Here is a 13,767-nt window from a genome sequence, read left to right on the forward strand (position 1 = left end):
AAGGCGATACCGACCCCGATAACCGCGCGAACGACCACGGCGACACACACGAACGCAGGAGCACAGTGATGGCGACCGTCCCCGACACCGCGGCACTGCGACAGGTGATCCAGGACCAGCTGAAGCTGTCCCGTCGCCTCAAGGACCGGGTGGCCGAGCTGGAGGCCCGTACCCACGCCCCCGTGGCCGTGGTCGGCACCGCGATGCGGCTGCCCGGCGGGATCGACACCCCCGACGCGTACCGGACGTTCCTGTACGCGCCCGACCCCGACACCCGGGCCGTCGGCCCGATCCCCGAGGACCGCACCGGCCTGCGGTCCGTCTACCACCCGGAGCGCGGCAAGGAGGGCCACTCCTACGTCGACCGGGCCGGGTTCCTCGACGACATCGCCTCCTTCGACGCGGCGTTCTTCGGGATCTCGCAGCGCGAGGCCGAGACCATGGACCCGCAGCAGCGCCTCCTGCTCGAAGTGGCCTGGGAGGCGCTGGAGCGCGGCGGCATCGCCGCCCGCCGCCAGGACCGGCTGCCGATCGGCGTGTTCGTCGGCGTCATGGCCTCCGAGTACGGCCGCCGGTTCGTCCACGACGGCGACTACAGCCGCATCGACCCCTACCACTCCACCGGCAGCGGCCACTGCTTCGTCGCCGGCCGGATCAGCTACGCGCTCGGCCTCTCCGGCCCGGCGACCAGCGTCGACACCGCCTGCTCCTCCTCGCTGGTGGCGATCCACCAGGCGGTCCGGGCGCTGCGCGGCGGCGAGTGCGACTACGCGCTCGCCGGCGGCGCCAACCTGATCCTCGGCCCCGACCTCATGGTCTCCCTGTGCCAGGGCGAGGCCCTCTCTCCCGGCGGCAGGTCCCGGAGCTTCCTCGCCGACGCCGACGGCTACGGCCGGGGCGAGGGCGTCGGCATGGTCGCCCTGATGCGGCTCGACGACGCCCTCGCGCAGGGCCACCCCGTCCTCGCCGTCGTCCGGGGCAGCGCCGTCAACCACGACGGGGCCTCCTCCGGCTTCACCGTGCCCAGCGGCCCCGCCCAGCAGGAGGTGATCCGCGCGGCCCTCGCCGACGCCCGGGTCGCCCCCGGCTCCGTCGGCTACGTCGAGGCCCACGGCACCGGCACCGCCCTCGGCGACCCCATCGAGGTCGGCGCCCTGGACGCCGTCCTCGGCACCGGCGCGGGGGAGCGGACCGCCCCCGTCGCCCTCGGCAGCGTCAAGGCGCGGATCGGGCACCTGGAGGCCGCGGCCGGCATCGCCGGCGTCCTGAAGCTGGTCCTCATGCTCGGCGACGGGACCGTCCCGGCGGGCGCCCAGCCCGGCGACGGCCGGCTCAACCCCCTCATCCCCTGGGACCGGATCGCGCTCACCGTGCCCCGCGAGGCGGCACCGTGGGCGGGCGGCCCCGAGGACCGCACCGCCGGTATCAGCGCCTTCGGTCTCTCCGGGACCAACGCGCACGCCGTGCTCTCCTCGTACCGCCCGGGGCCCGCCGCCCCCGCCGACGTACCGGCGCACCACCCGGAGCTGCTCACCCTGTCCGCCAAGGACCCCCGGGCGCTCGCCGAACTGTCCGAGCGGGTGCGGGAGGCCCTGACGGGGCTCGACGCCGCGGGCACCGCCTCCCTCTGCCACACCCTGCGCGCCGGCCGCGTCCACTTCGGCCACCGGCTCGCCGTCGTCGGCACCGACGCGGCCGCCCTCGCCGACGCCCTCGCCGCCGGGCAGCCCGCCGACGGCGCGCGCACCGCCGACCGGGTGGTCCTGGACACCGGCACCGACACCGACCTGCTGGAGCGCGCGCTGGCCGAACTGGCCCGCCACTTCCCCGGGTTGGGTGAGGCGACCGGCACCGAGGGCACGCCCGCCACCCGGCTGCGGGCCGTCCTGACGCTGCTCGGCGTCAAGACGACCCTCGCGACCGGCGGCGACACGGCCACCCCGGGCGCCGCCCGGATCACGGCCGGCGATCAGAACCTGCCGCTCACGGGCGAAGCCCCCGAGGACACGCCCCGCCTCCTCGCCGAGGCGCTGGCCGTGCTCTACCGGGGCGGCGCGCCCCTGCGGCTCGACCGCCTCGGCGCGCCCGGCGCGGTGTTCGTCGACGCGCCGACCTACCCGTTCCAGCGCAAGCGGTTCTGGATCGAGGAGGCGGCCCCCGAGCCGGTGCACGCCATGCCGGTCCCGGTCGCCCCCACCCGTACGGCACCGCTCGACCGGGCCGAGATCGGCGCCTATCTCACGACCGAGCTCGCCGCCGTCCTCAAGGCGGACGGGGCGCTCGCCCCCGACGTGCCGTTCTGCGAGGTCGGCGGCGACTCCTTCACCGCGATGCTCCTCACCAAGAGCGTCGAGCAGCAGTACGGGGTGGAACTGCCCACCCTGGACTGCCCGGTGGAGATGCCGGTCGCCGATCTCCTCGCCCACCTCAGCGAGCAGGTCTGCGTCGCCATGGGGGTGGACGCGTGACCGCGGTAAGGAGCCCGTTCCTGCGGCCCCGCCCGGTCGACGAGCCGGCCGTCCGGCTGATCGGCTTCCACCACGCGGGCGGCTCGGCCGCCGTCTACTACCCCTTCGTCCGCCATCTGCCCGCCGACTGGGACCTGCTCCTGCTCGACCTGCCGGGGCGCGGCCGGCGGGCGGCCGGGACCCAACTGGAGGACATGGCCGAGGTGGTGGAGACCGCCGTCGCCGACGTCCTGCCCTGGGCGGACGACGGCGCGCCGCTCGCCCTGTTCGGCCACAGCATGGGCGCGGTGGTGGCCCTGGAGACCGCCCGGGCCCTGGAGGCCCTCGGCCGGTACCCGGTGTGGACCGGGGTGTCGGGGCGGGTCGCGCCCCGGCACCCGGGCGTCGGAGCCGTACCCCTGCACGCGCTCGACGACGCCGCGCTCCTCGACGTGATGCTGGACCTGGGGGGCATGCCCGAACGGGTCACCGAGGCGAGCGACTTCCTCGACCGGTTCCTGCGGACCGTCCGCGCCGACCTGAAGGCCGTGGACAACTACCGCCCCGCACCCGGTCGTTCGCCGATCAGCTCGCCGCTGACGGTGTTCGGCGGCACCCAGGACGCCTGGGCCCCGGCCTCCGCCATGCACCTGTGGCGCCGCGAGACCGGGGCGAGATTCGCCCAGCGGTTCTTCCCCGGCGGCCACTTCTACTTCCTGGACTCCGGCTTCCCGGCCCTGGCGGACCAGGTGGTCGGCCAGATCGAGACCTGCCTCGACCTGGCGGACGACGTACAGGTCGCGTAAGCGCCCACCGCACGGCAGCAGTAGTCGCACCACACCACACACGGATCAGTTCAGATCAGAGGGAGAACACAGATGCGCTGGGACAACCTGTACGTGGCCGGACTCGGGGCCTACCTTCCGGAGCAGGTCGAGACCGCGGCCGAGGCCGTCGCCGCCGGCCGCTACGACGCCGAGGAGGCCACCTCGAACGGCATCCGCGCGGTCCGCGTGGCCCGCGCCGACGAGCCCGGCCCGGTCATGGCCGCCCACGCCGGCCGCCAGGCCGTCGAGCGCGCCGGCCGCCCCCACGAGGAGTACGACATCGTCCTCCACGGCTGCGTCGGCCACCAGGGCCAGGACTTCTGGACCCCGGTCAACTACGTGCAGAACGAGACCGTCGGCGGCACCGGCCTCTCCCTGGAGATCCGGCAGGGCTCCAACGGCGGCCTCGCCGGCCTGGAGATCGCCGCCTCGCACCTCGCGAGCCGCAGCAAGCCCGCCGCCGCCCTCGTCACCACCGGCGACGCCTTCCGGCTGCCGTACTTCGACCGCTGGGGCTCCGACAGCCAGCAGGCGTACGGCGACGGCGCCGGCGCCCTCGTCCTCTCCAACCAGGGCGGCTTCGCCCGCCTCAAGTCCACCGCGACCTACACGGACTCCTCCCTGGAGCCCATCTACCGCGGCACGCAGGGCTGGACCGACGGACCCTTCCTCGACGGCAAGCCCGTCGACCTGCGCACCCGCAAGTCCGACTACCTCCTCAAGGAGGAGGGCGCCTACGACCACGTCATCCAGCAGATGACGAAGAACGCCTCCCAGGTGCTCCAGGAGGCGCTCGACGACGCGGACGCCAAGCTGTCCGACGCCCGCTTCTTCGTCCACGCCAACATCGCGGAGACGATCGCTCAGTTCTCGTTCTACTCGCTGCTCGGCGTGGACCGCGCCACCACCACGTACGACTGGGGCCAGGACTACGGCCACATGGGCGCCGGCGACCAGCTCATCGGCATGAACCACGTGGTGGAGGCCAGGAACCCGCAGCCCGGCGACCTGCTCGTCACCATGGGCGTCGGCGTCGGCTTCATGTGGACCGTCGCCGTCCTGGAGTTCACCGAGTCGCCCCGGTGGTGACGCCCCACCACGAAGCCGCCGGGTCCGGCGGACTCACTGGTCCCAGAGGAACCGCAGCCCCGCGTTGACCAGGAAGATCCCCACGAACGCCGCCGCCCAGCCCTGCCTCCCCGAGGCGGCCAGGGCGGCGGCGCCGCTTCCGAACCACAGCACCTCCAGGAGCACCCGGCCGCCGCCGTGCACCGCGTACGTGGCGCGCGGCGCCCCGAACAGCGCCCACACGGCGATCAGACCGATCGGCACACCGACGCCGAGGAGCAGCTTCATCGGCCACTTGTCGGTCGTGGTGAACCCCCACAGGGCGACCGCCGCGTACACCGAGAGTTCCAGCAGGAACATCACAAGGAGGTTGAAGGCCTTGAGGGACGAGAGCATGAAGGACTCCTAGAGCGGGTCAGACCGTCAGATCGGTACGGAGCGTGAAACGGGTCAGCCGGGGGTCGGAGCTGAGGATGGCGCGCTGGAGCTCCTGGAGCCGCGGCGACGGCTCCACGCCCAACTCCTCCACGAGGAAGCCGCGGAGCGCGGTGAACGCCTCCAGCGCACGCCACTGCTGACCGGACCGGTAGAGCGCCGTCATGTACTGGGCGCACAGGTTCTCGTGCATCGGATGGCGGGCGGTCAGCACCGCCAGCTCGCTCAGCAGCGCGTGGTGCCGGCCCAGCGCGAGATCCGCCTCGACACGGGACTCCACGACGCACAGGTGACTCTCCTCCAGACGCGTCACCTCCACGCCGAGACGCAGCCCGTGGTGCACGTCGACCAGTGCCCGGCCCCGCCACACCGCGAGCGACTGCCGCAGCAGCCGCGAACCCGTCTCCCGGTCGCCGAGATCGAGCGCCCGCCGCCCGGCGGCCGCGAGCCGCTCGAAGGCGTGCACGTCGACCTCCTCCGGCGTGATGTCGAGGAGATAGCCGCCGTACCGCGTGGCCAGCACGTCCTTCGCCCGTCGCGGGCCCTCCGGCGGCAGCGCCGCCTCGATGCGCTTGCGCAGCTGGAGGATGTACGTCTGCAGCGTCGTCTGCGCGCTCCGCGGCGGCTCCATGTCCCACAGCTCCTCCATGAGCGTGGGCACCGGCACGATCTGGCCGGCCTGCAGGGCGAGCAGCGCGAGGATCTGGCGGGGCTTCCCCGCGGTCGGCAGGAGCGCGACCCCGTTCTCCGAAGCCTCGAAGGACCCCAGGACCTTGATGTCCATGCAGCTCCACCCCTCCACTCGCCAGCTCCAATGGTGCTACCGAGTCTGGCCCGCCCGCCTGTTGAGGCGACAGTGCCCAGGTCACCGCCGTCCCATGAACCCCGAACAGGCCGATGCATGAGAAATGCACGGTCCGCACGAGGGCGCTGGACGCGAGTGCGAGTCCGGCTCAAGCGCCGCCGCCGACGATCGGCCCGTACCGACGAGCTGTCCGCACACCGAGGACAGGGCCCGGCCGACGGAGGCGCACGCGTGAGGAGAGATCATTGACCACGGTATCCAGCCCGGCGGATCGCGAAACCCGGAAGTCTCCGCTGGAATCACTGCGCGCACTGCGCGCCGACGGCACTCTGGCCGAGAACTACCCGTCCGTCGCCCCGCTCCTGGCCGCCATGGTGTCGGGCGGCGCGGACGCCGACTTCCGGCGCGCCGGCAACCTCCTCGCCCAGCTCGACCGGCAGGCCGTCCTCGCGGCCCGCCCGGACACCGAGACCGCGGTCGTCGCCCTCACCGGACACTCCACGATCGGAGGCGTACGAGCGCCGCTGACCGCCGAGTTCGCCCGCCACGGCGTCCTCGTCGAGGACCGCCTCGGCGACTTCGACGCCTACCTGCGCGACCTGCGCGACCCGGCGAGCGCCCTGCACGCCCCCGACGTCGACCTGGCCCTGTGGATCCTCGACCCGCAGACCCTCCTCGACGAGATGGGCACGCCCTGGCAGGCCGACGACCTCGTACGGACCGCCGAGCGCAAGCTCGCCCAGATCGAGAGCCTCGCCACCGCCTTCACCGGGAACGCCACGGCCGCGCTGGTCCTCAACACCGTGCCGCTGCCCCGCAGCGTCACCCACCAGCTCATCGACCACGAGTCCCGGGCCCGCGCCGGCATCGCCTGGCGCGACTTCAACAGCGGACTCCTGCGCCTCGCCCTCGGCAACCCGCGGATCCACGTCGTCGACCTCGACCCGGTCGTCGCCTCCGGCGTCCCGCTCGACGAGCCCCGCATGGCCGCCTACGCCAAGGCCAACCTCGGCGACGACCTGCTCGCCCGCTACGCCCGGGAGGTCGCCCACCTCTCCCGCATGCTGCGCGGCCGCACCAAGAAGGTCCTCGTCGTCGACGCCGACAACACCCTCTGGGACGGGATCCTCGGCGACGACGGCCCGGACGGCATCGCCGCCGCCACCACCTTCCGCGGCGAGGCCTTCGGCAACTTCCAGCGGGTCGTGAAGCAGATCGGCACCCAGGGCATCCTGCTCGCGGTCAGCAGCAAGAACGACCACGAGCCGGTCGTCCAGGTCCTCAAGGACCACCCCGACATGGTGCTGCGCGAGGCCGACTTCGCCCGCGTCAACGCCAACTGGCAGCCCAAGGACGCCAATCTCCTGGACATCGCCGAGAAGCTCAACCTCGGCGTGGACAGCTTCGTCTTCGCCGACGACTCGCCCTTCGAGTGCGGTCTGGTCGCCGACAGCCTCCCGCAGGTCGCCGTCGTCCGCCTCGACGAAGAGCCCGCCCTGCACATCGAGAAGCTGCTCGCCGACGGCTGGTTCGACACCGCCCGCCTCACCGACGAGGACCGCGCGCGGGCCGCGCTCTACCGCACCGAGTCCGAGCGCGCCGAACTCCTCGAGAGCGCCGGCTCCATGGAGGAGTACCTCGAAGGGCTCGGCGTCCGCGTCCGGCTCGCCGAGGCCGGCCCCGGCGACATCGACCGGGTCGCGCAACTCTCCCTGCGGACCAACCAGTTCAACTTGACGACGGTACGGCTCCAGCCGGCCGACGTGACCGCCAGGTCCGACGACCCCGACCACCTCGTCCTCGCGATCCGCGCCGGCGACCGCTTCGGCGACAACGGCGTCGTGGGAACCGTCTTCGCCCGCCGTACCGGCGACGACCTGCACATCGACAACATGCTGCTCTCCTGCCGGGTCTTCGCCCGCGGCATCGAGCAGACCGCGATCGCGAGCCTCCTCGCCCACGCCGCCGCCACCGGCGTCCGCACGGTCCTCGCGAGCTACCGGCCGACCGCCAAGAACAAGAACGTCCGGGAGTTCTGGCCCTCCATGGGCTTCACCCCGACCTCCACGGCGGACGACTCCACGGCGGACGACGAGCTCCACTTCCGCCACGACCTGGAGAACCTCCCGGTCGTCCCCTCCCACATCCTGCTCGACTCCACCCTGGAAGGCACCGCGTCATGACCAAAGAGGACTTCATCCACCTGGTACGCGACGAGCTCGACCTGCCCCTCGGCGTCGACGACCTCTCCGCGGACTTCGACCACGTCGTGAGCTGGGACTCGATGCACATGCTGCGCCTCGTCGCCGCCGTCGAGCGCGAGACCGGCTCCCGCGTCCCCGTCGGCAAGCTGCTGGCCGACCGCAGCCTCGCCGCCATCTACGAGCGCATCAGCGCGGCGTGAACCGCCGAGCATTCCAGCAGAGGCAGGAGAGAACACCATGAGCATCGACGCCCGGGACACCGCTCGGGACACCACGCGGGACGTCCGGCCCGCGTCGCCCGAGGCGCCGACCGGACCACCCGGACCGTCCGCCGCCGGCCCGGAGGCGCCCGCCCCCGGCAAGCGCGGACTGATCCTCGCCGTGGTCGCCGTCGCCCAGCTCGTCTGCGTCCTGGACGCGACCATCGCCAACGTGATGCTTCCCCAGCTCCGCGGCGACCTCGGGCTCGGCACGACGGGCCTGCAGTGGGTGATGAACATCTACGTGCTGCTCTTCGGCGGCCTCATGCTGCTGGGCGGCCGCCTCACCGACGTCTTCGCCCGCCGCACCGTCCTGGTCAGCGGCATCGCCCTGTTCACCCTCGGCTCCCTCGCCGCGGCCACCGCCGACAGCGGCGGCATGCTGCTGACCGGCCGCGGCCTCCAGGGCATCGGCGCCGCCGTCCTCTCGCCGGCCGCCCTCTCCATCCTCGTCACGACCTACCCGGAGCCCGCCGAGCGCGCCAAGGCCCTCGGCATCTGGGGCACCGTCATGGGCGTCGGCGCCAGCCTCGGCACCCTGCTCGGCGGCGCCGTCACCGACGTCGACTGGCGCTGGGCGTTCCTCATCAACATCCCCATCGGCGTGCTGCTGATCGCCGCCGCGTTCGTGTACGTCCCGAAGATCGTCCGCACCGGCGCCCGCCCGCCCGCCGACGTCCTGGGCGCCCTCACCGGCACCCTCGGCCTGCTCGCGCTGGTCTTCGGCATCGTCACCGCCGGCACGGACGGCTGGACCGATCCGATCGCCCTCGGCTCGCTCGCCGCCGCCGTCGTGCTGCTCGCCGTGTTCGTCCGGGTGGAGAGCACCGCCAAGGCGCCGCTGCTGCCCCTGCACCTGCTGCGCCGCCGGTCCGTCGCGACCGGCACCGTCGCCCAGCTGATCACCGCGGGCCTGATGCTGCCGGCCTTCTTCATGCTGCCGCAGTACATGCAGCTCGGCCTCGGCTACACCCCGATGGAGGTCGGCCTCGCCTACATCCCGACCTGTCTCGCGATGCTCGGCGTGTCCGGCGCCGTCCCGGTGCTCATCGCCAAGTTCGGGCCCCGCGTCCCGTACGTCATCGGTACGGTCCTGCTCGCCGTCATGCTGGTCCTGATGCTCGGCGCCGCCACCACCAGCGGCTACTGGTCGCTGCTGCTGCCGGTCACCGCGCTGCTCGGCGTCGGCCTGGTGCTCTGCATGATGACGGCCCCGGTCGTCGGCACGCAGGACGCCTCGGAGCAGGACGCGGGCACCACCTCCGCCATCCTCAACGCCTCCACCGAGGTCGGCGGCGCCCTCGCCCTCGCCGTCACGGCGACCGTCGTCGGCTCCCGCCTCGCCGAGCTCACCGCCCAGGGAGTCGGCACGGCAGAGGCGTTCACCGAGGCGCTCCAGCGCGGCTTCCTGGTCCTCTTCGTCTGGATCGCCGCGAACCTGGCCATCGGCCTCTTCGGGTTCGCCGGCCGCCCGGCCGCCGGCGACGCGCCGAAGTCCTGACCAGCGCCGCCGGGCGGCCCCCCACCCGCCCGGCGGCCCCGCCCTCCTCCGTACCCGCACCGGGTCGAGGAGATCCCCAGCCCGCTCTCTCCGCGCAGAGAGGCAGACAGATGCTCCAGCAACGCCACCGGTCCGCCGCCCCGGCCACCACCGCCCCGGCGACCTCTGCCACGGCGACCGCCGCCCCGGCGACCACTGCCCCGGCCACCACCGCCCCGGGCACCAAGGCCCCCGTCGCCCTCCTTCTCGGAGCGGCGGCACCCCACCGGCACCCGGGCGAGGCCGCCGCCAACTCCACGCTCCTGGAGACCTGGTCGAGCGGGGTACGCACCTGGGTCCTCGACCGCGCGGAGCTGCTCGCGGCCCGCGGCCCCGAGGCCCGGATCCTCTCCGACGAGGCGACCGGACTCGACAGCGTCGACGCCGACGCCTGTGTGGCCTGGGCCCGCGACCGGCAGGCCGCCGGCCGGCGCTTCGACCTCGTCCTCGGACTGCGCGAGGACGTCCAGCTCGCCGCCGCCGACCTCGCGGCCGCCCTGCACCTGCCCGGCAACCACCCGGACGCCGTCCGCCGCGTCCAGGACACCGGCGCCCGGCTCGCGGCCCTCGCCGCCGGCGGATTCCTCGTCGACGAGGACCCCGACCGGGCCCCCGAAGGCACCGCGTTCACCGCCGTCGGGGCCTTCGTCTCGGGCCGGCCCCACGTCTTCCTCCTCGCCGTGCCCACCGAGGACGGCTGGGAACCGGCCACCGGGGAAGGCAGCCAGGCCCTCGCCGCCGAGGCCGCCGCGGCCGTCCTCCACCTCGGACTCTGCTTCGGCGTCTTCCGCGTGGACCTGCGCGCCACCGACCGGGGCATCGCCGTCTCGGACGTCCGCCTCACCCTCGAAGCCCCCGGCCTCCAGGCCCACCTGGCCCGGACGCTGCCCTGCGTCGAGCTCTTCAACCTCGTGTACGACGACGCCCTGGGCCGCACGGCGGCCCTCCCCGCGACGCCCCTCGCCCCGGCCGCCGAGCCGCCCACCCCCTCGACCGTGCCCCCGTTCGTCCTCCTCGCGGGCGAGCCCGAGGGAGCGGCGGCGGAGCCCCACATATGCCGCGGCACCGACTGAGACCGACCGGCACATGGGGGGCGGCGTCGCGGGGCTGGGTGCGCACATCTGCCGCGTTGTCGTCAATCACCATGGCTCCGCCATGCCTCAATCCTCCGCCTTGCAGCTGCACGCACCCAGCCCCGCTCCTTCTTCCACCCCCCCATGTGCCGGTCGGTCTGGACCGACCGAACGAGAGCCGGAGACCCCGAATGACCACCGAGCTCATCCAGCTGCTCACGCCCGAGGGCCGTCGGGTCCACCACCCCGAGTACGCCGCCGACCCGAGCGCGGAGGAACTGCGCGGCCTCCACCGGGACATGGTGCTGGCCCGCCGCCTCGACGCCGAGGCCGTCACCCTGCAACGCCAGGGTGAGCTGGCCCTGTGGCCCTCGCTGCTCGGCCAGGAGGCCGCCCAGATCGGCTCCGCCCGCGCCCTGCGTCCCCGGGACCACGCCTTCCCCAGCTACCGCGAGCACGGCGTGGCCCTGGTCAGGAACCTCGACCCGGCCCACCTCCTGTCGCTCTTCCGCGGCGCCAGCAACGGCAGCTGGGACCCGGCGGAGAACAACTTCCACCTCTACACCCTCGTCATCGGCTCCCAGGCCCTGCACGCCACCGGCTACGCGATGGGCGTGGCCAAGGACGGCGCCGACACCGCCGTCATCGCCTACTTCGGCGACGGCGCCTCCAGCCAGGGCGACGTGGCGGAGGCCTTCACCTTCGGCGCGGTCTACGACGCCCCGATCGTCTTCTTCTGCCAGAACAACCAGTGGGCGATCTCCGAGCCCACCGAGCGCCAGATGCGGGTCCCGCTCTACCGGCGCGCCCCCGGCTTCGGCTTCCCCGGCGTCCGCGTCGACGGCAACGACGTCCTCGCGTGCCTGGCCGTCACCCGCGCCGCCCTCGACCACGTACGGACCGGCTCCGGACCGATGTTCGTCGAGGCGTACACGTACCGCATGGGCGCCCACACCACCTCCGACGACCCGACCCGCTACCGCGACGAGGCGGAGGTCGAGGAGTGGCGGGCCAAGGACCCGATCCTGCGGCTCCGGCGGCTCCTGGAGCGCGAGGGCCACGCCGACGAGGCGTGGTTCGCCGCCCTCGACGAGGAGGCGGAGGCGCTCGCGCGGCGCGTCCGCGAGATCGTCAGGACGATGCCCGACCCCGACCCGACGGTGATGTTCGACAACGTGTACGCGGACGGGCACGCGCTCGTCGACGAGGAACGTGCCCGGTTCGCCGCCTACCAGGCGTCCTTCGAGGACGCCGGACGGAGCAACTAGTCATGGTCACCAAGAGTCTTCCCGTGGCGAAGGCGCTCAACGAGGCCCTGCGCGCGGCGCTGGAGGCCGACCCCAAGGTCCTGCTCATGGGCGAGGACATCGGAAAGCTCGGCGGTGTCTTCCGGGTCACCGACGGCCTGCAGAAGGACTTCGGCGAGGACCGGGTCATGGACTCGCCCCTCGCCGAGTCCGGCATCGTCGGCACCGCGATCGGTCTGGCCCTGCGCGGCTACCGGCCGGTCGTGGAGATCCAGTTCGACGGTTTCGTCTTCCCCGCGTACGACCAGATCGTCACCCAGCTCGCGAAGATGCCCGCCCGCTCGCAGGGCAAGGTGCGACTCCCCGTCGTCATCCGTATCCCGTACGGCGGCGGCATCGGCGCGGTCGAGCACCACTCCGAGTCCCCGGAGGCGCTGTTCGCGCACGTCGCGGGCCTGAAGATCGTCTCGCCGTCGACCTCGTCCGACGCGTACTGGATGCTGCGGCAGGCCGTCGAGAGCGACGACCCGGTCATCTTCTTCGAGCCGAAGCGCCGGTACTGGGACAAGGGCGAGGTGACTGTGCCCGACAGCGGCTCCGCCGCGGGCGACGCTGTCCCCGGCGGGCTCCACAAGGCGCGGGTCGCCCGCGCCGGCACCGACCTCACCCTCGCCGCCTACGGCCCGATGGTGAAGGTCTGCCTCCAGGCGGCCGCCGCCGCCGAGGAGGAGGGCCGGTCGATCGAGGTCCTCGACCTCCGCTCGGTGTCCCCGATCGACTTCGACACCGTCCAGGCCTCGGCCGAGAAGACCGGCCGTCTGGTCGTCGTCCACGAGGCCCCGGTCTTCTTCGGCGCGGGCGCGGAGATCGCCGCCCGGATCACGGAGCGCAGCTTCCACCACCTGGAGGCCCCCGTCCTGCGGGTCGGCGGCTACCACGCGCCGTATCCGCCGGCCCGCCTGGAGGAGGAGTACCTGCCGGGCCTCGACAGGGTGCTCGACGCCGTCGACCGCTCGCTGGCGTACTAGGCGTACCCGGCGCAACAGGGAAAGAGATCATGGCGATTCGCGAATTCAGGATGCCCGACGTGGGGGAGGGGCTGACCGAGGCCGACATCCTCACCTGGTACGTCAAGCCCGGCGACCCCGTCGTGGACGGGCAGGTCGTGTGCGAGATCGAGACGGCCAAGGCGGCGGTGGAACTCCCCGTCCCCTACGACGGCGTCGTACGGGAGATCGGCTTCCCCGAGGGCACGACGGTGGACGTCGGCGCCGTGATCATCTCGGTCGACACGGCGCCGGGCGCGGAGGAACGGATCGTCGTGGAGGCCCCCGCGCCCTCCGCGACCTCCACGGCCTCCGCGACCTCCACGGCCTCCGCGACCTCCACGGCCTCCGTGACCTCCACGGCCCCCGAAGCCGGCGAAGTCCCCGAGGCACCGCCGGAACGACGACCGGTACTCGTCGGCTACGGCGTCGTGGAGTCCTCCGCGAAGCGCCGCCCCCGCAAGCCGGCCAACGGCATGGCCTCCGGCGGCCGCGGACCCGCCGCCGGCCCCCGGCCGCTGGCCAAGCCCCCCGTGCGCAAGCTCGCCAAGGACCTCGGGGTCGACCTGACGGTCGTCCGCCCCTCCGGCGGGGGAGGCACGATCACGCGCGCCGACGTGCACGCCGCCGCCGTGGTCGACATCGGCACCCGGGAGGTCGTGCACCAGCCGGCCGCACCCCCCGTCGCGGTGCCGGACGCCCGGGAGACCCGTATCCCCGTCAAGGGTGTGCGGAAGGCGACGGCGGCCGCGATGGTCGGTTCGGCGTTCACGGCGCCGCACGTCACGGAGTTCGTGACGTTCGACATCACGCGG

Annotated in this window: 12 protein-coding genes; 10 read left to right on the forward strand and 2 right to left on the reverse strand. The window is 73.3% G+C overall.

Going from position 1 to position 13,767, the window contains the following annotated elements; all coding sequences use genetic code 11:
- The first annotated feature begins 68 nt into the window (after positions 1 to 68).
- The 3 genes from ACIBG6_RS13085 (at position 69) to ACIBG6_RS13095 (ending at position 4,363) form a co-directional block, all read left to right on the forward strand.
- Complete coding sequence (locus ACIBG6_RS13085) at positions 69 to 2,468, forward strand: beta-ketoacyl synthase N-terminal-like domain-containing protein (protein ID WP_399222661.1); 2,400 nt, start codon at positions 69 to 71, stop codon at positions 2,466 to 2,468.
- A complete protein-coding gene (locus ACIBG6_RS13090; RefSeq protein ID WP_399222662.1) occupies positions 2,465 to 3,253 on the forward strand; it encodes a thioesterase II family protein in 789 nt (262 codons plus the stop codon). Before ACIBG6_RS13085 ends, ACIBG6_RS13090 begins: the two co-directional genes overlap by 4 nt.
- A 72-nt stretch (positions 3,254 to 3,325) precedes the next feature.
- Positions 3,326 to 4,363, forward strand: a complete 1,038-nt coding sequence (locus tag ACIBG6_RS13095) for a ketoacyl-ACP synthase III family protein (protein WP_399222663.1) — start codon at positions 3,326 to 3,328, stop codon at positions 4,361 to 4,363.
- A gap of 33 nt (positions 4,364 to 4,396) precedes the next feature.
- Here ACIBG6_RS13095 and ACIBG6_RS13100 read toward each other — a convergent pair whose 3' ends face one another.
- A complete protein-coding gene (locus ACIBG6_RS13100; protein WP_399222664.1) occupies positions 4,397 to 4,738 on the reverse strand; it encodes a YrdB family protein in 342 nt (113 codons plus the stop codon).
- A gap of 19 nt (positions 4,739 to 4,757) precedes the next feature.
- Complete coding sequence (locus ACIBG6_RS13105) at positions 4,758 to 5,561, reverse strand: AfsR/SARP family transcriptional regulator (RefSeq protein ID WP_024761883.1); 804 nt, start codon at positions 5,559 to 5,561, stop codon at positions 4,758 to 4,760.
- Positions 5,562 to 5,827: 266 nt separating this feature from the next.
- Between ACIBG6_RS13105 and ACIBG6_RS13110 the strand changes: the two genes are divergently transcribed.
- The 7 genes from ACIBG6_RS13110 to ACIBG6_RS13140 all read left to right on the forward strand — a co-directional run.
- Positions 5,828 to 7,765 (forward strand): HAD-IIIC family phosphatase, encoded by a 1,938-nt coding sequence (locus ACIBG6_RS13110; RefSeq protein WP_399222665.1) that lies wholly within the window; start codon positions 5,828 to 5,830, stop codon positions 7,763 to 7,765.
- Positions 7,762 to 7,986 carry a phosphopantetheine-binding protein gene (locus tag ACIBG6_RS13115; RefSeq protein WP_024761885.1) on the forward strand — a complete coding sequence of 75 codons (225 nt, stop codon included), beginning with the start codon at positions 7,762 to 7,764 and terminating at the stop codon, positions 7,984 to 7,986. Before ACIBG6_RS13110 ends, ACIBG6_RS13115 begins: the two co-directional genes overlap by 4 nt.
- A gap of 37 nt (positions 7,987 to 8,023) precedes the next feature.
- Positions 8,024 to 9,547: an MFS transporter gene (locus ACIBG6_RS13120; RefSeq protein WP_399222666.1), complete on the forward strand. Its 1,524-nt coding sequence runs from the start codon at positions 8,024 to 8,026 to the stop codon at positions 9,545 to 9,547.
- Between the two features lie 110 nt (positions 9,548 to 9,657).
- Positions 9,658 to 10,659, forward strand: a complete 1,002-nt coding sequence (locus tag ACIBG6_RS13125; RefSeq protein ID WP_399222667.1) for a hypothetical protein — start codon at positions 9,658 to 9,660, stop codon at positions 10,657 to 10,659.
- 146 nt (positions 10,660 to 10,805) lie between these two features.
- On the forward strand, positions 10,806 to 11,927 hold the full coding sequence (pdhA, locus tag ACIBG6_RS13130; RefSeq protein WP_399222668.1) for a pyruvate dehydrogenase (acetyl-transferring) E1 component subunit alpha: 1,122 nt from the start codon (positions 10,806 to 10,808) through the stop codon (positions 11,925 to 11,927).
- Positions 11,928 to 11,929: 2 nt separating this feature from the next.
- Positions 11,930 to 12,934 (forward strand): alpha-ketoacid dehydrogenase subunit beta, encoded by a 1,005-nt coding sequence (locus ACIBG6_RS13135; RefSeq protein ID WP_399222669.1) that lies wholly within the window; start codon positions 11,930 to 11,932, stop codon positions 12,932 to 12,934.
- Between the two features lie 29 nt (positions 12,935 to 12,963).
- A partial coding sequence (locus ACIBG6_RS13140; RefSeq protein ID WP_399222670.1) for a biotin/lipoyl-containing protein occupies positions 12,964 to 13,767 on the forward strand: 804 nt, incomplete at its 3' end.

This window comes from Streptomyces sp. NPDC050842 (genome assembly GCF_044456565.1).
Taxonomy (GTDB): Bacteria; Actinomycetota; Actinomycetes; order Streptomycetales; family Streptomycetaceae; genus Streptomyces.

Excerpts from the sequence above, each read along its gene's own strand:
- ACIBG6_RS13105 (WP_024761883.1), bottom strand. The coding sequence starts at position 5,561 with ATGGACATCAAGGTCCTGGGGTCCTTCGAGGCTTCGGAGAACGGGGTC.
- ACIBG6_RS13125 (WP_399222667.1), top strand. The coding sequence starts at position 9,658 with ATGCTCCAGCAACGCCACCGGTCCGCCGCCCCGGCCACCACCGCCCCG.
- ACIBG6_RS13100 (WP_399222664.1), bottom strand. The coding sequence starts at position 4,738 with ATGCTCTCGTCCCTCAAGGCCTTCAACCTCCTTGTGATGTTCCTGCTG.
- ACIBG6_RS13095 (WP_399222663.1), top strand. The coding sequence starts at position 3,326 with ATGCGCTGGGACAACCTGTACGTGGCCGGACTCGGGGCCTACCTTCCG.
- ACIBG6_RS13115 (WP_024761885.1), top strand. The coding sequence starts at position 7,762 with ATGACCAAAGAGGACTTCATCCACCTGGTACGCGACGAGCTCGACCTG.
- ACIBG6_RS13085 (WP_399222661.1), top strand. The coding sequence starts at position 69 with ATGGCGACCGTCCCCGACACCGCGGCACTGCGACAGGTGATCCAGGAC.
- ACIBG6_RS13120 (WP_399222666.1), top strand. The coding sequence starts at position 8,024 with ATGAGCATCGACGCCCGGGACACCGCTCGGGACACCACGCGGGACGTC.
- ACIBG6_RS13135 (WP_399222669.1), top strand. The coding sequence starts at position 11,930 with ATGGTCACCAAGAGTCTTCCCGTGGCGAAGGCGCTCAACGAGGCCCTG.